The sequence below is a fragment of the Plantibacter cousiniae (nom. nud.) genome, from assembly GCF_977070315.1.
Map to the genome: position 1 here is coordinate 99,752 of NZ_CDRVEU010000012.1, position 21,578 is coordinate 121,329.

Annotated in this window: 19 protein-coding genes; 13 read left to right on the forward strand and 6 right to left on the reverse strand. The window is 58.4% G+C overall.

Annotated elements, in window-relative coordinates; genetic code table 11:
- Window positions 1-303 precede the first annotated feature (303 nt).
- Both ACW55A_RS21480 and ACW55A_RS21485 read left to right on the forward strand, forming a co-directional pair.
- On the forward strand, window positions 304-1,953 hold the full coding sequence (locus ACW55A_RS21480) for an ATP-binding response regulator (RefSeq protein ID WP_058396821.1): 1,650 nt from the start codon (window positions 304-306) through the stop codon (window positions 1,951-1,953).
- A 225-nt stretch (window positions 1,954-2,178) separates the two neighbouring features.
- Entirely contained in the window at window positions 2,179-2,685 is a 507-nt protein-coding gene (locus ACW55A_RS21485) for a hypothetical protein (RefSeq protein WP_003371192.1), read from the forward strand.
- A gap of 56 nt (window positions 2,686-2,741) precedes the next feature.
- On the opposite strand, the gene ACW55A_RS21490 is transcribed toward ACW55A_RS21485, so the two are convergent.
- Together ACW55A_RS21490 and ACW55A_RS21495 are read right to left on the reverse strand one after the other, a co-directional pair.
- On the reverse strand, window positions 2,742-3,242 hold the full coding sequence (locus tag ACW55A_RS21490) for a hypothetical protein (protein WP_455809639.1): 501 nt from the start codon (window positions 3,240-3,242) through the stop codon (window positions 2,742-2,744).
- A gap of 284 nt (window positions 3,243-3,526) precedes the next feature.
- Window positions 3,527-4,801 carry an OmpP1/FadL family transporter gene (locus tag ACW55A_RS21495; protein WP_498811588.1) on the reverse strand — a complete coding sequence of 425 codons (1,275 nt, stop codon included), beginning with the start codon at window positions 4,799-4,801 and terminating at the stop codon, window positions 3,527-3,529.
- 421 nt (window positions 4,802-5,222) lie between these two features.
- On the opposite strand from ACW55A_RS21495, the gene ACW55A_RS21500 reads away from it, so the two are divergent.
- The 3 genes from ACW55A_RS21500 to ACW55A_RS21510 all read left to right on the forward strand — a co-directional run bounded on the left by ACW55A_RS21500 (window position 5,223) and on the right by ACW55A_RS21510 (window position 9,604).
- Entirely contained in the window at window positions 5,223-8,168 is a 2,946-nt protein-coding gene (locus ACW55A_RS21500) for an autotransporter family protein (protein WP_498811589.1), read from the forward strand.
- Window positions 8,169-8,618: 450 nt separating this feature from the next.
- Window positions 8,619-9,146, forward strand: a complete 528-nt coding sequence (locus ACW55A_RS21505) for a hypothetical protein (protein WP_003371185.1) — start codon at window positions 8,619-8,621, stop codon at window positions 9,144-9,146.
- 14 nt (window positions 9,147-9,160) lie between these two features.
- A complete protein-coding gene (locus ACW55A_RS21510; protein ID WP_455809637.1) occupies window positions 9,161-9,604 on the forward strand; it encodes a DUF421 domain-containing protein in 444 nt (147 codons plus the stop codon).
- Window positions 9,605-9,653: 49 nt separating this feature from the next.
- Here ACW55A_RS21510 and ACW55A_RS21515 read toward each other — a convergent pair whose 3' ends face one another.
- From ACW55A_RS21515 to ACW55A_RS21525, 3 genes are all read right to left on the reverse strand, one after another.
- The gene (locus tag ACW55A_RS21515; protein WP_003430778.1) at window positions 9,654-10,325 is read right to left on the reverse strand and encodes a haloacid dehalogenase type II; all 672 of its coding nucleotides are present in this window, start codon (window positions 10,323-10,325) and stop codon (window positions 9,654-9,656) included.
- A 103-nt stretch (window positions 10,326-10,428) separates the two neighbouring features.
- Window positions 10,429-10,584, reverse strand: coding sequence for a hypothetical protein (locus ACW55A_RS21520; RefSeq protein ID WP_003317799.1), 156 nt, complete (start codon window positions 10,582-10,584; stop codon window positions 10,429-10,431).
- A 156-nt stretch (window positions 10,585-10,740) separates the two neighbouring features.
- A complete protein-coding gene (locus ACW55A_RS21525; RefSeq protein ID WP_044310439.1) occupies window positions 10,741-11,661 on the reverse strand; it encodes a LysR family transcriptional regulator in 921 nt (306 codons plus the stop codon).
- A 131-nt stretch (window positions 11,662-11,792) separates the two neighbouring features.
- On the opposite strand from ACW55A_RS21525, the gene ACW55A_RS21530 reads away from it, so the two are divergent.
- Genes ACW55A_RS21530 through ACW55A_RS21540 form a run of 3 tightly spaced genes read left to right on the forward strand, consistent with a single transcriptional unit; the run spans window position 11,793 to window position 13,950 of the window.
- Window positions 11,793-12,287: a YagU family protein gene (locus ACW55A_RS21530; protein ID WP_003371176.1), complete on the forward strand. Its 495-nt coding sequence runs from the start codon at window positions 11,793-11,795 to the stop codon at window positions 12,285-12,287.
- A 56-nt stretch (window positions 12,288-12,343) separates the two neighbouring features.
- Complete coding sequence (locus ACW55A_RS21535; protein WP_003371174.1) at window positions 12,344-12,913, forward strand: cupin domain-containing protein; 570 nt, start codon at window positions 12,344-12,346, stop codon at window positions 12,911-12,913.
- Window positions 12,914-12,933: 20 nt separating this feature from the next.
- Window positions 12,934-13,950 (forward strand): SMP-30/gluconolactonase/LRE family protein, encoded by a 1,017-nt coding sequence (locus tag ACW55A_RS21540; RefSeq protein WP_498811590.1) that lies wholly within the window; start codon window positions 12,934-12,936, stop codon window positions 13,948-13,950.
- 81 nt (window positions 13,951-14,031) lie between these two features.
- Here the strand turns inward: ACW55A_RS21540 and ACW55A_RS21545 are convergent, their stop codons facing one another.
- Entirely contained in the window at window positions 14,032-15,609 is a 1,578-nt protein-coding gene (locus ACW55A_RS21545) for a carbohydrate porin (RefSeq protein WP_498811591.1), read from the reverse strand.
- A 166-nt stretch (window positions 15,610-15,775) separates the two neighbouring features.
- Between ACW55A_RS21545 and ACW55A_RS21550 the strand changes: the two genes are divergently transcribed.
- From ACW55A_RS21550 to ACW55A_RS21570, 5 genes are read left to right on the forward strand one after another with little or no spacing between them, the layout of a single operon-like run.
- A complete protein-coding gene (locus tag ACW55A_RS21550; protein WP_498811592.1) occupies window positions 15,776-17,050 on the forward strand; it encodes an ABC transporter substrate-binding protein in 1,275 nt (424 codons plus the stop codon).
- Between the two features lie 21 nt (window positions 17,051-17,071).
- Complete coding sequence (locus tag ACW55A_RS21555) at window positions 17,072-18,034, forward strand: carbohydrate ABC transporter permease (RefSeq protein WP_003430789.1); 963 nt, start codon at window positions 17,072-17,074, stop codon at window positions 18,032-18,034.
- Window positions 18,031-18,873 (forward strand): carbohydrate ABC transporter permease, encoded by an 843-nt coding sequence (locus tag ACW55A_RS21560; protein ID WP_003430791.1) that lies wholly within the window; start codon window positions 18,031-18,033, stop codon window positions 18,871-18,873. The genes ACW55A_RS21555 and ACW55A_RS21560 overlap by 4 nt, the downstream gene beginning before the upstream one ends.
- Before the next feature lie 30 nt (window positions 18,874-18,903).
- Window positions 18,904-20,046, forward strand: coding sequence for an ABC transporter ATP-binding protein (locus tag ACW55A_RS21565; RefSeq protein WP_499140636.1), 1,143 nt, complete (start codon window positions 18,904-18,906; stop codon window positions 20,044-20,046).
- Window positions 20,043-21,557, forward strand: coding sequence for a glycoside hydrolase family 32 protein (locus tag ACW55A_RS21570; protein ID WP_455809633.1), 1,515 nt, complete (start codon window positions 20,043-20,045; stop codon window positions 21,555-21,557). Before ACW55A_RS21565 ends, ACW55A_RS21570 begins: the two co-directional genes overlap by 4 nt.
- Window positions 21,558-21,578 lie beyond the last annotated feature (21 nt).

A 21,578-nucleotide genomic window follows, 5' to 3' on the forward strand; every position in this document is an offset into this window, starting at 1 on the left:
CTAAAGCCTGCGTTATACAGCGCGCCGACATTGCCAGGTTCTGGACGAAACGCCGGCGCGAAGGTCAGGCAAGGCAAAAGCAGTCGCGGAGCGGCCGAGGTCGCGTTCGACGCTACGTGATGTAAAGAGCATGCTGACTGGACGCGCATCCCGCCCCGTTTCTTTAACGCAACGTCCCCAAGCGCACCCACTTTTCGTACAGAGCCTGCCCCCTTTTCTTTTATACAATATCTGTGTACCGCCATCGACGCGCTGAACACATGACGTGCCTCTCAGCAGTACTGGACTGACCAGGAAAACGTGATGTCGATTCTCTCCCGATGCAGAGACCTGGAAATGATCCAGGCGTTGTTGCGCATGGCAGTGATTGCCACCTCTGCACTGTACGCATTGATCATGCACGCACTGGACGACATGTCCGGCAGCCGAATGTGGGTCATTCTCGGCTACTGCCTGGGCTTCGCCATCGTTGGTATCGGGCTTATCTGGCGTATTGCAGTACGGCCCGGTGTGTCTACCCGGCGCAGAATGTTCGCGCTGGTCGTCGATAACATGGCCGGGATCGTCACAATCACTGTGGGTGGCGAACCGATGCTGCCGGTTTACTCGGTAATGCTCAGCATGACGGTGGGGTATGGCATGCGTTACGGGCGCAATTACCTGTTGCTGGCGACCGGCTTTGCCTTGGCGTCTTTGTGCCTGATCATCCAGCTCACCCCTTTCCTTCAAGAGCATCCCGCCGTTGCGGTGATGATGATCCTGACCATGCTGGTGCTGCCGTCGTTCGTTTACTTCCTGCTCTCGCGATTGCACATCGCACTGAATGAAACCCAGGCGGCCAATGAGGCGAAATCAAGGTTTCTTGCCCAGGCCAGCCATGATCTGCGGCAACCGATTCACTCCATCAGCCTGTTTACTGCCTGTCTGCGCGACGCTTCATTGGGCACAGACGAGCGCCGCTTGGTCGATAACATCGACCGGGCACTCAGCGCTGTAGAACAGCTTTTCCGCTCTCTGCTGGATATCTATACCCTCAATCAGGGAGAAGTGAGTCCACGCCTCGAGACGATTGATGTGGACGCATTAATCAATGGCCTGGTCAGCCAGAACAGTGAGGCGGCCAGCTGGGCCGGTGTCGAAATCCGCGTGCGCCCGTGCCGGCAACAGATACGCAGCGACCCTGCGCTGCTTCGCACCCTGCTGCAAAACCTTATCTCGAACGCCTTTAAATATGCCCCCGGCAAACCCCTGCTTATTGCTTGCAGACCCCGCAAGGGGACGTTGGACATCGGCGTCTACGACATGGGCCGCGGTATTTCGGAAAAGCATCTCCCTCATTTGTGCAACGAGTTTTATCGCGTCCGCGAAGAGCGTGATCAGGACATTGAAGGCGTAGGGCTTGGGCTAAGTATCGTCAAACGCATCGCCGGTCTGCTGAAGCTGCACATCCGGATTGGTTCGCGCCTGGATAAAGGCACTGCGGTTGTCATCAGCGGGCTACCGATTGTGGCGGCACGGCAAATCGCGCACGCTCCGGACATCGACTGGAACAAACACCTGTTGGGCGGTTTACGTGTTCTGCTGATCGAGGATAATTACAACGTGCTGCAGGCCACCGCGATGCTGCTGCGCAAATGGGGCTGCGACGTCCAGACCGCTTCCGCCACCCCTCAAGCGAGCGTCGATTGCGATCTGGTCGTTACCGACTTCGACCTCGACCGAAGCGCCACAGGCGCAGACTGCATTAGCTACCTCAGCCAACTGCATGGCCGCCGGATACCTGCAATCGTCATCACTGGCCACGAGATTCAGCATGTACAGCAATCGCTGAATGACCCACAGATACCGGTTCTGTCCAAACCGGTACGGCCTGCAGAGTTACGTTCACTGCTCCTGAGTTTCAAGATGGACTTGATGCAGACGACACGTCGCGCGTCTCTTACCGGGTCCTGAGTGCGACAGTCAGCCAACAGCGCACGTTAGTTTGATTACAACGGCGTTATAGTTCGCTAGTACACCTGTACTATAGTGAATACTTACGCCGTTAGCCTAAGCTAAGAAAGAAACGACTTCATTATATATAGACGCTGAAAAGCTTGTCACCGCAAGGCTTTTTCGCACGTTTCTGTCTGTCTATAAAAACCTTCAACAACTGATTTACCATCAGGGGCATTCGGCATGGGCAATTATTATTCACTGGCGCGGCTAAAAGGTTTAGCGGTTGCGATAACAGTCATGGCCGCTTTAACGGCCTGTTCGACGGGGGGCAGTAACCCTCTTGGCGGGCTGGATGCGTTGACGGGTGAGCCTAAGTTTGAGCCTGACTATATAAAAGCCAATATCATTCCCAAAAAATCGACCAAATCTCAAATCCGGGCGAAATTTGGTGCTCCGAATTCGGCGGAAGATGATGTCGGCGACAACTCCGCACAGTGGTCATACGAGCGTGGCGAATCAGGCGTGGCAATGCTGAAGAAAATGGCCTACAAGTACAGTTACAAGTACGGCGCCGGAACGTCGAACTCAGTATTGGCGCAGGCAGATGGTCACTTGGGAGATGCCGAAGATGTGATGGATGACGTCAGTACCGTCACAGGAACGAAGAGTACGGGTATGAAGAAGGTGATCAACAGGATAGTCATACTCTTCAACGGCGAGACGGTCGACCGGTTCTACACATACTGACCGCTCAGCAATAAGTGTGAAGCCGGTAATGCTGCGATTACCGGCGGTTCAGCCTGTCATTTTTGAAGCGTAAACTCGGCCTTGTCGAAAGACAGCCAGCAGGAATCGTTGTCGGTCCATTTTGACTCGCTGGTGCCGAGAACACCCTTCATCAGAATCTTGTCGCCTTTCTTTAATCCGCTGATCTTCTTCTTGCTCACCAGCAAGTCATCGCGGGTCAGCCCTTGACCGGTGCATTTGGGGTTCTTGGGGTCGGTGAAGATGATCGCAATCTGATTCTGACCGATGGCTGTTCCTGTCTTGGTAATGCGCTGCACAATGCCAGGGATGATCAGCGTGTTAGCGTCCCACTTTTCCTTGGCAGTGACCTCATTGGTTTCCCAGTCGTTCCAGATTTCCGTCAATGTCGTTTGCTTGGCAGTTGTCAGCCCCCGAAGATCCCCGCTCAGCAAATCTCCGGTCTGATCAAAGACCCCGTTTGTCACCGACATGGCCTGATCAAGCCCCGCGCATCCTGACAAGGCCAGAACTAACGGAAACAAGGCTGCACTTTTCATTCACATACTCCGCCGACTGATCGATGCAGGAGTTACCCACGCATCCATTATTTAAGTAACCACGACATGCACATCGCACGGGACTGTATCTACGACCTGAGGGCGTATCAATAGTACAGATGCGCTATACGGCGTACTGTTTTTGATCACAGAAACAAGCCATTAAATTTTTATGTCACCCCCGCAAAAACCTGGACCTTCCTCGAGCCGGTCCAGGCTAACTGACCGGCATTAGAACAACGCCCGGAAAATTTAACCGGGCGTTATGAGAGTCTCTTTCAGGATCAGAATCTATACGTCGCCCCAATACCGTATAAACTCGCACGGCTTTTGTACGTCGCACTGTAACTGCCCAGTGCATTGGCGCGACTGACATCGACACTTTCTTCCTGAAGATACGAGTAGGCGACATCCAGGCTCAGTTGTGGCGTGACGTCGTAACCCGCCCCTACGCTGAAGACCTCGCGATCCCCGGTCGGCGTACGGGGTGAACGCCCGGTATTACCGGTCGGCGACTGATCGATAATCACGCCCGCACGCAACACCCACTGCGGATCCAGCCGATACGCAGTACCGAGCGCGTAAGCCCATGTATCGTGCCAGTTCAGGCCTTCCTGAATGGAGCCGGTCAGTGCCGAAGCCAGCGTGCCGCCTTGCGCGGCCGAGACCGGTTGATTGCGCAGGCTCAAGTCCTGCATGCTGCTCCAGCCTGTCCAGGTCGCACTGGCGTAAAGTGTCCAGGCGTCACTAAGCTCCTGAGTCACTGAAAAATCGTAAGACTCCGGCGTGGCCACTTTCAACGTACAGTCGTAACGGTTGCTCGCAAGCAACTGCGGCGGCGTTCCTGCGCCGGTGGAAACTTGCGTGTGACAGCCCAGCTTGTAATCGACCTTGGAATGGTAGGTCAGGCCTACGTGGGTGGAGTCGGTTGCGTTGAATAACACGCCGATATTGAAGCCCACGGCCGTGTCATCACCTGAAACCTTGACACGGGTGTCAGCAATGGCCGGATTAAGCGTGATGTCTGATTCAAGCGTTCCGGCAATTCGGTTGAACGTCGGACCGAAGCCAATCGACAGCCTGTTATTGAAGGCGTAGCTGATGGTGGGTTGCAACGTCACCACCTTGATCTCGCTTTTGCTGGCGAACATGCGCCCCTGAAAACTGCTTTCATAATCGGTGGACAAACCGAAGGGTGCGTAGAGCCCCAGGCCGAACGCCCAGTGCTCATCGATTTTCCGGGTGTAAAAACCGAACGGCACCGTGCTGAAGGGCACCATATTGCCATCATTACTCCCTTGTGAACGACCGGCGGCATGGCTGATGTCAGTGGATGCGTCCACGAACGCGGCCCCCATGGTGATTTGGCTGTTGTCCAGCCGCGCCATACCTGCCGGATTACCGTACACCGTGCTGGCGTCCTCAGCCATCGATGCACGGCCAGCCTGACCGCTGCCCATACCGGCGATACTTTGCTCGGTACGGGCGAAGCCGCCAGCAAGAAGTTGAGTGGATGCCAATACAGCGGCAAGGCCAAGTGTAGTTTTCAACAGGGTCATTTTAATCTGCGGCCGTTGTGATTTATAAGCGTCCATGGCGAATTTGCAACTGTCAACGTTACCCGAGGCCACGCCGATTTCTAACGTTTCAATAAAACCGCGCGATGATAAGAGTTGCCGACACCTACTTCCATAGTACAGATGAGCTATTGAATAACTGCCTGCCTGTTGATCGGAACTTATATAATCAGTAATAGGCCGCCTCTAGTACATCCGTGCTATATCCACTGCACCCTCCCCTCCTGATACTCCCGTTGTTGGCAACCCGCCGAACGGAAACGCTTAAGCCCTCGGGGCTGGCAGCCACCCTGGTGGCTTTTATGGAGTATCTGGAGTCGCTATGAACCCCCTATTCAGAATATCCCCTCTTGCTTTTGCAATTACTCTCGCACTGCTTCCAGAGGCTCAGGCCGTTGACTATGTGCTCACTAATGGTCAGGAAACCTTTAACAGCGACCGTTTGATCGATGGCGCGATCGACGTCAATGCAACTGACGGCAACACTTCTACCCTGACAATCAACAGCGGCGCAACCGTGACCAGCGAAGGCGGCAGCATCGTTGGCCAGGCCAGCAGAACCGGCGTCAATATGGCTCAGGCCAATGTTGTGGTTGAAGGGGCAGGTTCGCGCTGGGTGGTGCCTCGCACCTCATTCGTTCTCGGTAACTCGATCGTTGTCGGTGGTGTCGGCCAGGGCGATCTGACGGTCCGTAACGGAGGGCAGGTGTCGGTTCGGGATCTGGATATGGGTGAAGTTTTCGGGTCCCGTTCCAACGCATTTTCGAACGCGACGCTGTCGGTGAGTGGTCAGAACTCCCTGGTCGATGCGGTCAACATCCAGGCTGGCGGAGTGTTTGTCTATCGCTCGAGCATCACGGCCAATGACGGCGGCAAAATCAACAGCCAGCAGGTCGACATAGACTCCGTCGTCAAGCTTTCAGGCGCAGGAACCCGCTGGGACAACAGCGGCTCCTTTGTGAACAGAAACGACCTGACCCTCGAGAACGGCGCAGTACTGACGAGTAACGAGCTGCGACTGGGGTCGGCCGTTATCAACCAAAGCAATCAGGTCAATGTTACCGGACAGGGTACCCGTCTCGACGTGCAATCGCTGACGCTCGGCACCAACGTTGTCCGTACTTACCTGTCGCTGGCCGACGGTGCCGAACTGAGCGCCACTAACGGTATGCTCATCAGCTTCGTGAACGACAGCAACTCGGCGACGCGCGGCACGTTTACCATCGGCGGCCCGGTCGCGGTGGACCCTGACCGTACCGATGTTGATTCCATGACTGCAGGAGCAGCTCTGGCGGCAGGCCGACTGAACCCGCAAACCGCCGTCAGCTTTGGCACCGGCAACGGTTCCCTGGCGTTCAACCATACTGACACCGATCTGCAGTTCGCCAACACGCTGAATGGTACGGGTCGAGTGTATGCATTCAGCGGCAATACCACGCTGAGCGGCGACACCTCGGGATTGGCCGGTAGCGTCGTTGTGCGCGGCGGGCGACTGGTGTTGGCGGGGAACGTCGACCAGGTCAATCAGCGCGGCAACACAGCCACCACCCAAAGCGTTTCGCGGTTTAACGTAGGTAACGGCACACTGGTGGTCAACGGCATTGCGGGCCGCACTGAGTTCGGGACTTACACAAACAGCGCTCAGGTACTGGACGGAGGTATTCTGGCCGGTGTCGGTCAGGTGGGCAGCACCCAGGTCGCCTCCGGCGGTACGCTGTCGCCAGGAGAAAGCGCCATAGGTGCGCTGGCGATACAAGGCAACCTCGAGATGGCCGCCGGTTCACGCTACGCCGCAGACATCGCGGGCGACGGCAGCGCAGACCGGATCAACGTGAGCGGCACCGCAACCCTGCGCGGTACGCAAGTCAACGTGACCGCGCTGGATCCCGCGCAGAGCTATCAGAGCGGCAGAACCTACACGCTGCTCTCCGCCCAGGGCGGTTTGGTCGACGGCGCCGCCGCAGGCACTGCCTATGCCCAGGCACTTACCAACTCGGCGTTCCTGAATGTCGGGCTGCAACGCACAGCCAATGACCTTAACCTCACCATTGAACAAAAAAGCGTAGAACCTACGCCGACTCCAGCGCCGACTCCAACTCCGGAGCCTACACCTGTACCAACACCTGAACCAACACCAACACCAACACCTGAACCAACACCAACACCAACACCTGAGCCGACTCCAACACCTGAGCCAGAGCCGACCCCCGCGCCAACACCGGGTATCTTTCAAACGGTCATGCTGACCCAGAATCAGTTCAATACAGCGGGTGCGCTCAGCGTGCTGGAGCAAAGCGGCGAACCGCTGCGCCTCTATAACAATCTGTTGATTCTGGATGCCGAAAGCGCGCGTAATGCTGCCGATCAGCTGTCCGGCGACACGCTCGCCAGTACCTCGACCGCCCTGATCGCCAACAGCCAGGTGGTGTCCGGAGTACTGGGGACTCGTGTGCGTAATCTTCTCGATACCGGGACATTGCGGATGCCAGCCATGGCACTCAATCTGATGCCAACCACTCCACCCGCCGAAAGCGGTGCCTGGGTGCAACCATTCGGCAACTGGACCAAAACAAGCAGCAACAATGGCGCAGGCGGTCTGCATCAAAGCACAGGTGGCCTGCTGTTCGGTGCGGACGGCAGCTTCACCCCGGATTGGCGCGGCGGCGTCTACGCTGGCTATAGCCGCTCGAAGTTCGACGCCGATGATCGCGATGCCGACGGCCACAGCGACAACTATCATCTTGGCCTGTACACCGGAGCCCAGATCGATGCACTGCGCCTCAGCGCCGACGTCGGCTACACCTTGCACAAGCTGGAGAGCGAGCGGAATGTGGCCTTCGCCGGATTCAGTGATCACTTGACTGGCAAACGCGACGCGAAATCGTTGCAGGCCAGTGGTGAAGCGGCCTACCGCATACCGCTTGGCAGCGTGGCTCTGGAACCTTTCGCCGGGCTTTCCTATGTTCGCTACGACGCCAAAGATCTGCACGAAAAAGGTGGGCCAGCCGCGTTAGACGTGTCCAGCGACAAGCAGAATACCGTCTTCTCGACGCTCGGCCTGCGCGCATCGACGAACACCCGAGTGGCCAACCTCGATACTCAGGTCTACGGCTCACTGGGATGGCGACGCGCCTTTGGTGATCTGGATCCGCGAAACGAGCAGAGCTTTGCCGGCGGTCCAAACTTCGAAGTGCAAGGCGTAGCTCAAAACCGCGACACCGCCTTGACCGAAGTCGGCGCGAAGCTGCGATTGAACCGTCAGACCGATCTGGGCTTGTCTTACCAGGGGCAGTTCGGCACTGACACTCGTTTCCACTCGGTGAATGCCGGCGTGACGGTCCGCTTCTGATCGTAATTGCAGCATCGGGCTGGATAACCATTTGCACAGGCTCGCCTGGAGTGGTATCCAGCCCGAATTCATTGGAAGGCATTTACATAGTGCGATACCGAATCCACTCCGCGTTATCGTCCTACGCGCCGATCAACGAGTAACGCAAGACACTCGAACCGCCCCTTCATCGCCCTCCTGTCGGCATTCGCTCGGCTAACGTTCAAACCGTGCTCCAGGCCATCAGATTACCTGCGAGTGATGCGGCCATTTATCTCAAACAACACGACTGTTACAGGCAAGCGCTCAATCACATACGGTGAATCGCATCTACGCCCTTACGCCAGAGCTTCTGGCAGTCACTCACCAGGAACGTCAAAACCATGGCAAGGACTTAAACCGTTCTGGACAGCGGGCCGGTTGGAAGCGTAATAAGGTGCCTACAAAATTTCCCTAATGGACAGCACGTTAATGGCACTACGCGGTGATGAGGCGGACGACCATGAGTTCCGCAGCCGGTCATATCCCGTCGAGGAAGATATGGCGCAGCAGCGTCGAGTCTGGCGCTTTGAGCGCATCGGTTGGGCTGGCCTGATTGTGCTGATAGTGCTGACCCTCGCCGGCTTGTTTTCCAAAGGGCCATTGAGCCAGGTGGAGCCCGAAACGGCAGATGGCAAACTGCAGGTGAGCTACGAGCGTTTCAGCCGCAACGGCAGTCAGGACGATATGATTGTCACGTCCAAAGGCGCCCCCTCCGAAATGCGTTATCTGGTCGTCGGCAGTGGACTGCTAGAAGGCGTGTCGATCGAGAACCTCAACCCCCAGCCCGCGCCCCTTCACAGCGAAGGCCGTGATCTGGTTATTCCGATGCAGGCCGACAAGGACGGTCTGGCCACCTTGTACCTGACTGTTCGCAGTAACGGGGTGGGACTGTACCGAGGGCAAATGCATATGCTGGGTGGCGAAACGCTGCCGATGCCCAGGTTTATCTACCCGTAGAGAGAACGCGATTTATGGATGCAGTGCTCAGAGCAGCAGCGATTTATTTTGTCTTGATGGTCTTGTTTCGTATTGCCGGACGCCGCTCTCTTACCGACCTCACCACCTTCGATTTCGTCTTGTTGCTGATCATTGGCGAGGCCACTCAGCAGGCGCTGCTGGGCGATGATTTTTCGGTGACTAACGCGATACTGATCATCTCCACCCTTATCGCCATAGACGTCGGCTTTTCCCTGGCCAAACGCCGATCAAAGCGGTTGGCAAAGTTTCTGGATAGCGGCCCCACGGTCATTGTGGAAGACGGCAAGCCACTGACTCAACGAATGAGAGAGGCGCGTATCAGTGAATCCGATGTGATGGAGGCAGCACGCACCACGCAAGGAATCGTGGAGATGAAGGACATCAGGTACGCGATCATCGAAAGGAACGGGGAGATATCGGTCATACCCTTCAAGTGAAGGTCTGCAAGTGATCAGGGATGGCTGCAGGCCGACTCGCGAATCAGCGCTAAAACGGACCTGCGCAAAGTTTCATGGCGACATCCTGAACATCTTTACCGATCAAGTCAGGCTGGGTGCCGAGCGGGTTGAGCACCTTCCCCGGGCGCTCGACAAACGCGGTGCGACACCCGGCCTGGGCAGCCCCGGCGATGTCCCAGGCGTGCGCTGCGACCATGATCATCTGATCCGTAGCGATGCCCAGGCGCTGTGCGACCATTTGGTAGGTTGCTGCGGCTGGCTTGAATTGACTGATTTCGCTGCCTGCCATGATGTGCTCGAAGCAGTCGGTCAATCCTGCAAATTCGAGCTGTTGCTGCAGCGCCTCCAGCGCGCCATTGCTCAGGGCAATGAGCACAAACCCGTAGTCCTTCAATAACTGCAGTGCCTGATGAACGTCCTTATGCGCAGGAAGAGATTTGATGCCTGCGGCCAGGGCCTGGCACTGATCGTCGCCCACGTCCACCTTGTGCCGTGCGGCAACCATTCTCAAAGCGCCCTGCGCCAGATCACCAAACGCCTGATATTGGCCGGTTATGGTGTTGGTCATCCAGCACTCTTGCAGTGTCAGGAACCATTCGGTGCGCACACGGCTATCGCCGAATAGTCCCTCGAAGAAAGCGTCGAGCGCGGCCAGATCCAGCAGCGTCTCGTTTACGTCAAAAATGATGTGTTTGAGCATGCTATAGGCCCCTGTTGCCTGCCTGAGGTGATTGCATCGAATGCGCCACCTGGCGGTGCTGACATCAGCCAGCACCGCCAAAGGTCACGATCAGGTCACTGGCTTACGCCTGCTCTTCCTGCTCGTCATCATCGTGCTTGAGTGCCGGCTTCATCCCCGGCTGAGGCGCGTGCTCGGCATTCGGCGCGATTTCTTCGCCGTGGTTCTTTTTCTCTTGCTGGACTTTTTTGTCGTGGGCAACGTTACGTGGATCGGTCATGGGAATTCCTTGATTGGCAGAGGATTCGAACACCCATCGACGTGATGCATTGTTTGAGCGCCGGGGCAAGATTTGGAGTCAGGGCGTAGCAAGGCGTTCAGTGCATTTGAACCGGCACGCGAATAGCGGGTTGGGACCTGAGTTCAGGTGACGGGGTCACGACTCCGCAGACGACAGCGTGAACGCCGGCGACTGAACCAGCTCCATGATCACTTCGCGCAAGGACTGCGCACACGGAGACAGCTCGCGATACGCCAGCGCCAGCACATAGGCGACAGGTGTACCTGGGCCCGTCAGCTCACGACAGGCAAGCCGCCCCGGCTGACGTCGGGCATAGCGCTGCGGCATGAGCGCCACGCCCATTCCGCCAGCCACCAGCGCGGCGGTGGTCTGCATCTGGCGAGGCTGTTGCACGACCCGAGGAGTAAAGCCAGCGTTGGCGCAGGCCAGCAGAATGTGCGAGTGCATGCCCGGGCCATGATGCGGGGCGAACAGAATCCAGGGTTGGTCTGCCAGCGCCGCAAGACCGATGGACGTCTGCTCGGCCAAGGGATGATCCTGCGGCAGCACCGCAACCATGCGATCCTCGAACAGCGGCTCGATATGGATATTGCCCGGGTCTATGACCGGCAACACCAGAATGCCGACGTCCAGCCGGTCGTTGCGCAGGCCTTCAAGTTGCTCGGGAGGGGTGGCCTCCTGCAGTTGAATATCGACGTTCGGGTTCGCTGCCTGATAGCGACGCAGCAGCGCCGGCAGCAAACCATCGACCACGCTGTCGACAAAGCCCAGGCGAATCGTGCCGAGCATGCCTGCCGCTGAGCGACGTGCCATTTCACAGGCCCGTTCGGCCTGCAACAGCGTCTGCCGAGCCTCGGCCAAAAACACGACGCCCGCAGCGGTCAATTGCGTGGAGCGCGTACTGCGCAGCAACAACTGCACGCCCAGGCATTCTTCCAGACGACGAATCGCAACGCTCAGGGGCGGCTGTGACATGTTCAAGCGCTGCGCGGCCTTGCGAAAATTCAAGGTTTCAGCGACCACCACGTACTGGCGCATCAATTTCAAATCAATCATCTGATATTTTTTTAGTATCAATGAGCTATCAAATTAGTATGTTACAAATAAATGAGCGTTGCACATACTTCATGGTAAACGGCTAGAGCGAGATCGCTCACAGCCTGGTCTATCGAAGAAGGGGCGCTGATTTGAACACGCGAGCGTATGGTGTCGCCGCACTGGCCGGCTTTGTTGGAGGCAATGTTTCCAGTTTCATCAAATGGGGTACAGAGATCCCCTTCCCGCCTCGCACGCCGGACCGCCCGGTCCCGCCCGTGGAGATGCTTGATTCGCTGGGCATCAACGCTCAGCAGCTGACTTATGTGTATTCAGAGCATGTGGTGAATTACGGCAGTGCCCTGGTCCACCATGGCTTTTCCATCTTCTTCGCCATGTTCTATTGCCTGCTTGTACTCCGGTATCCGCGCGCCGCCCTGTGGCAGGGTCTGGGTTTCGGCCTGTTGGTGACCCTGGGGTTTCACGGCGTCATCCTGCCTGCGTTCCATTGGGCACCGCCGCTGTGGGAGCTGCCTGCCTCGGAGTTGTTATCTGAAACGTTCGGGCACTTGCTGTGGATGTGGGTGATCGAAGTCATACGGCGGGATTTGCAGCAGCGCTGGCTGCCTCACACCCGACCGGCCTGAGTAGCGCGCTGTCTTGCGACAGACACACGGAATTTCCCTGTAAACGGAGTGACCCGATGAACTCTCTATACACCCTGGCTCTGGCCTGCGCCGCCTGCACGGGCATGGCGAGTGCCAATGCCGACGTGCAATCGGTGCCGAAAGAGTCTGCGCAAATGACTCACAGTAACGGTCAACTGCAACCACCTGTTTCATATGCCACGCTGTGGGCTGACGAAAACGGTGCCACGCATGTGGGCCACTGCCGCCTGGAAGGCCTGGAGTTCAAAAGCTATGCCCCGCCAGCCGCGCCGCAATGGGTCGGCGTCTCCCCTGACGATATCGAAAGCATCGCCTACGCGGTGCTGCCGGTGGGATACGTCGGCAACTGGCACCACGCGCCGGGGCCACAATGGGTCGTCACCCTGCAGGGGCAATGGTCGGTGGAGACCACCGATGGCAGTGTGCTGGTGCAAGGACCGGGAGAGATGCAGTTCAATGCCGACACCCGGTCCCGGCCGCGTCCGGATGACGAACGTGTAGGCCACCTGACGCGCACCGTGGGTGATCAACCCAATGTTCAACTGATCATCAAACTTAAACCGGGTGCGGCTGACAAACGTACCAACGGCAGCTGTGCCTACTGATCGCATACGGACCTGAACCTATGAAACCGACCCGTAAAAATCGCTTTCTGCGCCCCTCCTCATGGCTATTGGGCAGTGCGCTCCTGGCTGCGGGTTCAGCAGGCGCAACCGACGCCGTCGCCCCTGTCCGGCAAGTCGTTATCGACCCGGCCTTCAGCCAACTGGTTGCCCCACAGGCCCACGTCGAGCTGCTCACCGATCAGGCGAAGTGGGCAGAAGGCCCGCTGTGCCTGGCCGATGGCCGTTTGATCTGGAGTGACATCAAGGCCAACAAGGTCAGCAGCTGGCAGGCAAAGGATGGCGTGTCCACCTGGCTGGAAAAAGCCGACTTTCAAAATGGGCATACGCTCGACGGCCAGGGCCGTGTGGTGGCGGCCTCCCATGGCAAGCGCGGCATCGTGCGGCAGGAGCCCAATGGTGAGTGGCGTACATTGGTCGACACCTACCAGGGCAAACGGCTGAACAGTCCGAACGATGTAGTGGCGGATAAAAGCGGCGCTCTCTGGTTTTCCGATCCCACCTTCGGGGTGTTGAGCAAAAGCGAGGGCTATGGCGGCAAGCCTGAGCAAGGCGGCGAGTTCATCTATCGCTACGTACCCGACACCGGGCAGATCACCCGTCTCGACACTCCCGAAGTCCACTCGCCCAACGGCCTGGCCTTCTCGCCGGATCAGCAGCTGCTTTATGTGGCCGACTCACAAATGGCCCACGACTTCACCAACAAGAAGCTGGCACATCGCATCATGGTCTATCAGGTGCGCGACGGTCGCTTGATCAACGGCAAGGTGTTCGCTGACATCCAGCCCGGCATCCCTGACGGGATCAAAGTCGACGCGCTTGGCAACCTGTGGAGCAGCAGCAAGGAAGGTATTCAGGTGTTTTCCGCAGCAGGCAAGCCACTCGGAAAACTGCTGGTCGCGGCTGCCGATACCAGCAACCTGACGTTCTGCTCCAGCGAGCAGGCAAGCTGGGCGTACATTACCGCTGCCAACAAGGTGCTCAAGGTGCAGGTGATGAAGAGCGTAGCTGGTCAGTAGGACGAATTGTCCCGATGCTCATCGGGTAGCAGTAAACCGATTCAAAGCCCGGCACACGGTGCCGGGCTTTACCTGCAGAGCCTAGAACCAGGTCTCCATCTGGATGCCGAACTGCCAAACACCACCGGAGTTGAAATCACTTTTGCCGAAGTTGCCGGTCGTGCTGTAGCGGTCCAGATCCGAAGACCAGTTCATGAGGCTTGCGAACACTCGCAGTTCGGGACGTGTGAGCAGGTCACCCATGTCCGGCTTGAAGGTCGGCGCAACCGTAAACTTCCAGAAGTTACCGTCAACCGCGTTGCGTTGCAGATAGCCTTTGGGGTCGAGGTCCATGGTTTGCCAACTCAGCTCGTAGGCCATCTCGAAGTTGCTGTTGATCTCATTGGGCAGGCGCATGTTCAGCGTGAGCCAGCGGTAATCGTCGCCTTTGACGTAGCGGTCTTTGCTCTGCTCGGCCAGCAGGCTCGGGCCGATGCGCCATCCTGGCGCGATAGGTGTCTCGCCATACATGGCCAGACGCACTGCGCGGGCGTCGTCGATCAGTTCGCCATCCGCGCCAATGTCCTTGACCTGCGCAGCCAGGCCCTGCCCATAGAGCAACGCCGTCTTGAAGAAGCCTTCCCGACCGAAAAAGTCCTTCTGGTGATTGGCCAACATGGTGTGCAGGCCTGAATCTGCGGGCGCAAAACCGGCTTGATTGGTGCGCGTACCGACGTCGTTTTTCTTTGCGCCAATGGCGTTGAACATCCACTGCCACTGACCATTGTCGAAGAATTGGTTGGAGGTCAGGATGTAGCTTTCCACATCGGCATCGACGCCGCCCTCACTGAAATCGCCGTAGTTACGTCCGATCAGGGAGTAGTTCGAGCGCCAGTCCTTGGTCATCTGCACATCGTAGATACCGCCACCGGTCCCGGCCAGAAAGACCACGTCCGAGTCCAGCCAGTGGATATCGAAATTATCCCTGTCGAAGCGCTTGCCGGCCCACAGCGTGGCGTTTTCGAACACTGAATTCCCCTTGAAGGCGGCAATGTGGTCGAGTTCGGTAAATACCTGACGCACGTTCAAGCTGCTTTCGGTGGCCGTCCAGTCGTTATAGCTTTCAACGCCGTCGGCGATGGAGACGGTGAACTTGGAGCGCGTGCCGTTCTGCGCGTAGATCTCTTTCGACAGATCGAAGCGCATGTAGGTGTCGTCTTCGTTACCCAGGCGCCCGACCGCACCACCGACTGAACCTGCGGGGGTTGTATAAGGCCCACCGCGACCGCCGCCCAAACCGTCGTTGATCAACAGACCGGAGCGAGCGTAGCCCTTGAAGCTGAACCCGTCGGTGAGGTGTCCGGCACTGCCTGGCTTCTCCATGCTTTGCTGGCGGGCTTCGAGTTTTGCCACGCGATCATCCAGAGCCGGCTGTGAACTGGCCGCAACGGTGGACGCAGAAGTGGGTGCGGCAGGCTGCGCAACGGGGGTCGAGAGTTTGAGTTGCTGAAGCTCCCTGGCGAGCGCCTGGGTTTGCTGTTCGGCTGCGGCTGCACGTTTTTCCGCAGCGCTGGCACGGGCTTCGAATGCGGCCATCCGCTCTTCCAGAGTCGCGGCCTGAGAGACGGTTGTCGAGGTGCCGAGTACCCCTGCGAGTAGCCATCTTGATGCGTTCTGCATGTGGACTTCCTGTTTTTTTTTATTGTTTTCGTGACGTTGGCCGGGCCTTTTTCCTTCAGCACAAAATTGTGCAAATCGGAGAAAAAAGGGTGCCACATCGAAAATACGCTGTTACATTGACGATGTTAACGTTAACTTTTATAAAAACAAAAATAAAGAGGGCTCTATGAAACAGCTGAAATCTCTTCTTCCCGTCACGCTGTTCACCCTGTCTGCCGGGTTTTCTGCGCTGTCGAACGCAGCCGATCTGACGATCTCGTGCGGGGCCGTCGGCGCTGAATTGCAACTGTGCAAGGAGGCAGTCGATAGCTGGTCAAAACAGACCGGCAACAACGTTCAGGTGGTTTCCACGCCTAACTCTGCAACCGAGCGCCTGTCGTTCTACCAGCAGATCCTCAGCGCCCAGTCCACCGACATCGACATCATTCAAATCGACATGGTGTGGCCGGGGATGCTCGCCAAACACCTGACGAATCTGCGCGAACTGCTTCCGGCAAATGCGACACAAGGCTATTTCCAGGCACAGGTGGACAACGCCACCGTCGACGGCCGGCTGGTGTCGATGCCCTGGTTTACCGACTCGGGGCTGCTGTATTACCGCAAGGATCTGCTCGACAAGTACCAGCAGCCGGTCCCCCAGACCTGGGAGGACATGACCGCTACCGCCAAAAAAGTGCAAAAAGCCGAACGCGATGCGGGGAATGCCACTATGTGGGGCTACGTGTTCCAAGGGCGCGCCTATGAAGGCCTGACGTGCAACGCCCTGGAATGGATCAGCAGCCAGCCCGACGGCGGACTGGTCAACCCGCGCGGAGACATCGTGGTCAACAGCCAGGCCTCACGAGTCGCGCTGACCTTGGCAAAAAGCTGGATCGGCGAGATCTCCCCGCCCGGCGTCCTCAACTACACCGAGGAAGAAGGCCGTGGCGTATTCCAGTCGGGAAATGCGCTGTTCATGCGCAACTGGCCTTACGTCTGGGCCTTGGTGCAAAGCAAGGACAGCGCGATAAAAGACAAGGTCGGCGTCGCGCCCCTGCCCAGTGGCGGCGCGAACGGCACCCACGCTTCAACGCTCGGAGGCTGGGGCCTGGCGGTTTCGCGCTACAGCCGCAACCCCAAACTGGCGGCAGAACTGGTTGCCTACCTGACCAGCGCCCAGCAGCAAAAACAGCGTGCCCTGGCAGGTGCCTACAACCCGGTCATCGAGTCCCTGTATGCCGACCTCGAGTTGCTCGCGGCGATGCCTTACTACCCGCAGTTGCACAGCATCCTCAGCAATGGGGTCATGCGCCCCGCCGCGATCACGGCCAACGGCTACCCACGCGTCTCCAACGCATTCTTCGATCGGGTGCATAGCGTGCTGGCGGGCGATATTCCGGTCGATCAGGCACTGGTCGAACTGGAACGCGAACTGACCCGCATCAAACGCCGGAACTGGTAAGCCACACGTAAGGAAATCAACATGCCCGTCTCTTCTACCGACTTCCCCGGAGACGACGAACTCGTCACCCGGGAAACGCCTGTACAACGTCGCAGGCTACGCGCCGCCTGGCTGTTTCTGACGCCGATGCTGGTGTGCCTGGTCCTGGTGGCGGCCTGGCCGTTGCTGCGCACATTCTGGTTCAGCCTGACCGATGCCGATCTGTCGGATACCGGCAGTGGCTCATTCGTGGGCCTGAGCAATTATCTGCTCTACGACGGCGTCATCTGGTCTGGCGTGCTGGTCGATCCGCAATGGTGGAACGCGGTGCGCAACACCCTGCATTTCACCGTGGTGTCGGTCGGGCTGGAAATGGTCCTGGGACTGATGGTGGCGTTGCTGTTGAACGTCAAGTTCACCGGCCGCGCGCTGGTCCGTGCATTGATTCTGATCCCTTGGGCGATTCCGACCATCGTCTCAGCGAAGATCTGGTCGTGGATGCTCAATGACCAGTTCGGCATCATCAACCATATGATGCTGAGCCTGGGCCTGATCGACGCGCCGCTGGCCTGGACGGCAGATGCGGACCTGTCGATGTGGGCAGTGATCATCGTCGACGTCTGGAAGACCGTGCCCTTTGTCACCCTGCTGATGCTCGCAGCACTGCAGATGCTGCCAAGCGATTGCTACGAAGCCGCCAGGGTCGACGGCATTCATCCGGTGCGGGTGTTCTGGCGAGTCACCTTGCCGTTGCTGATGCCCGCCTTGTTGGTCGCCGCGATCTTTCGCATTCTCGATTCGTTGCGGGTCTTCGACGTCATCTACGTCCTGACCTCCAACTCTTCGAGCACCATGAGCATGTCGGTCTATGCCCGCCAGCACCTGGTGGAGTTCCAGGACGTCGGCTACGGCAGCGCCGCCTCCACCCTGCTGTTTCTGGTCGTGGCAGTGATTGCCATGCTTTATCTGTACCTCGGACGTCGCCAGCTGGAGGTGCGCTCATGAACCTGCGCCCACTGAAGAAAGCGCTGCTGCGCCTGGCCTTCTGGGGCCTGGTCGGGGTCGTGCTGCTGTACGCGATCTTCCCTTTCTATTACGCCATCCTGACCTCGCTGAAACCGTCCAGTGCCTTGTTTGAAGTGAGCTACTGGATCACCGAAGCCGACTTCTCCAATTACGCAGCGGTCCTCAGTCAGGCGTCATTCCTGCAGGCCATCGCCAACTCGCTGGTGGTTGCGCTGAGTGTGGTAGTGCTGGCGCTGTTCCTGGGCCTGACGGCGTCCTACGCCCTGGGCAGGGTCAAGTTCCGAGGCCGCGGCACGGTGCTGATGATGGTGCTCGGCGTCTCGATGTTTCCTCAGGTCGCGGTGCTGTCGGGGCTGTTTGAAGTGATCCGCGCACTGGGTCTGTACAACACCTCATGGGCACTGATCCTGAGCTACACGATTTTTACCCTGCCTTTCACCGTCTGGGTGCTGACCACGTTTATGGGGCAACTGCCGCATGAGCTGGAAGAAGCGGCAATCATGGATGGCGCATCGCCCTGGGTCACGCTCACCCGCGTGCTGTTGCCGCTGCTGTGGCCCGCGCTGGTCACGACCGGCCTACTGGCTTTTATTGCCGCGTGGAACGAGTTCCTGTTTGCCCTGACCTTCACCCTGACAGATGCGCAACGAACGGTCCCGGTCGCCATCGCCCTGATTTCGGGTGGCAGCTCCCACGAATTGCCTTGGGGCCTGTTGATGGCGGCGTCGGTGCTGGTGACCGTCCCACTGGTGATTCTGGTGCTGATCTTCCAGCGCCGCATCGTTTCCGGCCTCACTGCCGGCGCGTTGAAAGGTTGATGCACACAACTGACAAGGAACAGCATCGTGATGAAATTGAAGCTAGCCAACATCAACAAGCAATTGGGCGGCACGCGCATTCTGCGCGATGTCAGCCTGGAGATCGCTGCGGGTGAGTTCGTTGTGTTCGTCGGCCCTTCGGGCTGCGGAAAGTCGACGCTGCTGCGCTTGATCGCCGGACTGGATTCGATCTGTGCTGGCGACCTGCTGATCGACGGACGACGGGTCAATGACCTGGAACCGCGCGAGCGTGGTGTCGGTATGGTCTTTCAGTCCTACGCCCTGTACCCGCACATGAGCGTCTACGACAACATCAGTTTCGGCCTCAAGCTGGCCAAAACGGAAAAAAGCAGCCTGCGCGAACGCGTGCTGAAAACCGCGCAGATCCTGCAACTGGACAAACTGCTGCAACGCAAACCCCGGGAACTGTCCGGCGGGCAGCGTCAGCGTGTGGCCATGGGCAGAGCCATGGCGCGGGAACCGGACATCCTGTTGTTCGATGAACCGCTCTCCAACCTGGACGCCTCGTTGCGGGTTCAGATGCGCAACGAAATCGCACGGCTCCACAAGCGGCTGGGCTCGACGATGATCTACGTCACCCACGATCAGGTCGAGGCGATGACCCTGGCGGACAAGATTGTCGTGCTCAACGGCGGTCAGGTCGAACAGGTCGGCTCACCACGCGAACTCTACGAGCGCCCTGCCAGCCTCTTCGTCGCCGGTTTTCTGGGCTCGCCGAGAATGAATTTTCTGCCAGTAAGCTTGCAGGCACCGGGTCGCAACAGCCTGATCGACATCCCGGCACTGGGTATGAAATCCCTGTCCTTCGACAGCTCGAATCTGACCGAGGATGCGCAACTGACCCTGGGTGTTCGCCCGGAGCACATCACCCTCAATGTTGCGAACAACGGCGTTGGCGTCACGGTATCCGGTGTCGAATACCTGGGCAGCGAGGTCTATGTGCATCTGGCTACCGGGGCGAGCGAGCCCTTGATTTGTCGCTGCGATGCCAAGGCCGGCTGGCAGGCAGGCGATCAGGTCGCGCTGCAATTCGACGACAGCAACCTGCACCTGTTCGACGCCGATGGCCTGGCCCTGAAGCGCCACACAGACGCCAGTCAACACCTGACACCCGGCACCACACCGCACCTCGTACAAGCAGGCACCCTATGAGTTTTTCTGCAAATCCCATGAGCAAGCCGATGTCTCCCGCCCTCGAGCGCGCGCGCCATGCGCTGGAAGAGGGCCTGTCGCAGCTCGTCTACGATTATCGCCCCGGTTACCACCTGGCCCCGCCTGCGGGCTGGATGAATGACCCTAACGGGGTGGTGTTCTTTCGTGGCGAATATCACGTGTTCTATCAGCACCACCCGTTCGACGCGAAATGGGGCCCGATGTACTGGGGCCATGCAAAGAGTGCCGATCTGGTCCATTGGCAGCACCTGCCCATTGCCCTGGCACCCGGTGATGACTTCGACCGGGACGGCTGTTTTTCCGGCAGTGCAGTGGTATATGACGACACCCTGGCGCTGATCTACACCGGGCACACGTGGCTGGGTGACGTGGGCGACGAGCGTTTCATCCGTCAGGTGCAGTGCCTGGCCACCAGTACCGACGGCATCAGCTTCATCAAACACGGCGCCGTTATCGACACCCCGCCGCAAGACGGGATGATTCATTTCCGTGACCCGAAAGTCTGGCGACAGGATGGCCACTGGTACCTGATTGCCGGCGCACGCCTGGGCGACAAACCGCTGCTGCCACTCTATCGATCCAGGGACCTGCACGCGTGGGACTTCGTCAGTTATGTGTCCACAGGCGGCGAAGGCGACGGCTATATGTGGGAATGCCCGGACCTGTTTGGCCTCAATGAACGCGACGTACTGCTTTACTCCCCCCAGGGCATGCCGGCGCAGCGCTACGAGCGACTGAACAGGTTTCACACCGGCTATCGAGTGGGCCAGGTCGACAGTCAATGGCAGTTCACCGGCGGGCCTTTTATCGAGCTGGACAGCGGTCACGATTTCTATGCGGCGCAGACGCTGGTGGCTGCCGATGGCAGGCGTCTGCTGTGGGCCTGGATCGACATGTGGGAAAGCCCGACCCCAACCGAGGCACATCACTGGCGCGGCATGCTGGGCCTGCCGAGAGAACTTGAAGTACGCGCCGATCGCCTGTGCGTGCAGCCCGCGCGCGAGCTGACAGCGTTGCGCAACGCGTCACTGCCAGGCACCCCATGGTGGAGCGAAGCGGGTAGCCAATGGCTGGCCGACATACACGGCGACATGCTCGAAATCCACGTGCACCTGGACCTGCTCGACTGCATCGAAGGTCGCCTGGGTGTGGCCTTGCGTTGCAGTGAGGATGGCAAGGAGCAGACGCTGCTTTACTACGATGCGTCGCTGAAACGTTTGATACTCGACCGTACTCAGTCGGGCACACACGTCAGCGGTCAGCGCAGTGTAGCGATAGATCCACAACAGAATCAGCTTGAACTGCGGATCTTCCTTGATCGCTCGTCCATCGAGGTGTTCGAGCAAAACGGCAGTTTCAGCTTCAGCAGCCGTCTTTATCCACAGACCGACAGCCTGGGGGTAAAGCTTATTGCCAACGGAACCGGAGGCCGGGTCTGCATCGCCGACGCATGGCAACTCGCCTCGGGATACCTGTCGGTAAATCATTGAAGTCGCGAAAAAAATCAGGTC

Excerpts from the sequence above, each read along its gene's own strand:
- ACW55A_RS21480 (WP_058396821.1), top strand. The coding sequence starts at position 304 with ATGTCGATTCTCTCCCGATGCAGAGACCTGGAAATGATCCAGGCGTTG.
- ACW55A_RS21485 (WP_003371192.1), top strand. The coding sequence starts at position 2,179 with ATGGGCAATTATTATTCACTGGCGCGGCTAAAAGGTTTAGCGGTTGCG.
- ACW55A_RS21490 (WP_455809639.1), bottom strand. The coding sequence starts at position 3,242 with ATGAAAAGTGCAGCCTTGTTTCCGTTAGTTCTGGCCTTGTCAGGATGC.
- ACW55A_RS21495 (WP_498811588.1), bottom strand. The coding sequence starts at position 4,801 with ATGACCCTGTTGAAAACTACACTTGGCCTTGCCGCTGTATTGGCATCC.
- ACW55A_RS21505 (WP_003371185.1), top strand. The coding sequence starts at position 8,619 with ATGGCACTACGCGGTGATGAGGCGGACGACCATGAGTTCCGCAGCCGG.
- ACW55A_RS21510 (WP_455809637.1), top strand. The coding sequence starts at position 9,161 with ATGGATGCAGTGCTCAGAGCAGCAGCGATTTATTTTGTCTTGATGGTC.
- ACW55A_RS21515 (WP_003430778.1), bottom strand. The coding sequence starts at position 10,325 with ATGCTCAAACACATCATTTTTGACGTAAACGAGACGCTGCTGGATCTG.
- ACW55A_RS21520 (WP_003317799.1), bottom strand. The coding sequence starts at position 10,584 with ATGACCGATCCACGTAACGTTGCCCACGACAAAAAAGTCCAGCAAGAG.
- ACW55A_RS21525 (WP_044310439.1), bottom strand. The coding sequence starts at position 11,661 with ATGATTGATTTGAAATTGATGCGCCAGTACGTGGTGGTCGCTGAAACC.
- ACW55A_RS21535 (WP_003371174.1), top strand. The coding sequence starts at position 12,344 with ATGAACTCTCTATACACCCTGGCTCTGGCCTGCGCCGCCTGCACGGGC.
- ACW55A_RS21540 (WP_498811590.1), top strand. The coding sequence starts at position 12,934 with ATGAAACCGACCCGTAAAAATCGCTTTCTGCGCCCCTCCTCATGGCTA.
- ACW55A_RS21545 (WP_498811591.1), bottom strand. The coding sequence starts at position 15,609 with ATGCAGAACGCATCAAGATGGCTACTCGCAGGGGTACTCGGCACCTCG.
- ACW55A_RS21550 (WP_498811592.1), top strand. The coding sequence starts at position 15,776 with ATGAAACAGCTGAAATCTCTTCTTCCCGTCACGCTGTTCACCCTGTCT.
- ACW55A_RS21555 (WP_003430789.1), top strand. The coding sequence starts at position 17,072 with ATGCCCGTCTCTTCTACCGACTTCCCCGGAGACGACGAACTCGTCACC.
- ACW55A_RS21560 (WP_003430791.1), top strand. The coding sequence starts at position 18,031 with ATGAACCTGCGCCCACTGAAGAAAGCGCTGCTGCGCCTGGCCTTCTGG.
- ACW55A_RS21565 (WP_499140636.1), top strand. The coding sequence starts at position 18,904 with ATGAAATTGAAGCTAGCCAACATCAACAAGCAATTGGGCGGCACGCGC.
- ACW55A_RS21570 (WP_455809633.1), top strand. The coding sequence starts at position 20,043 with ATGAGTTTTTCTGCAAATCCCATGAGCAAGCCGATGTCTCCCGCCCTC.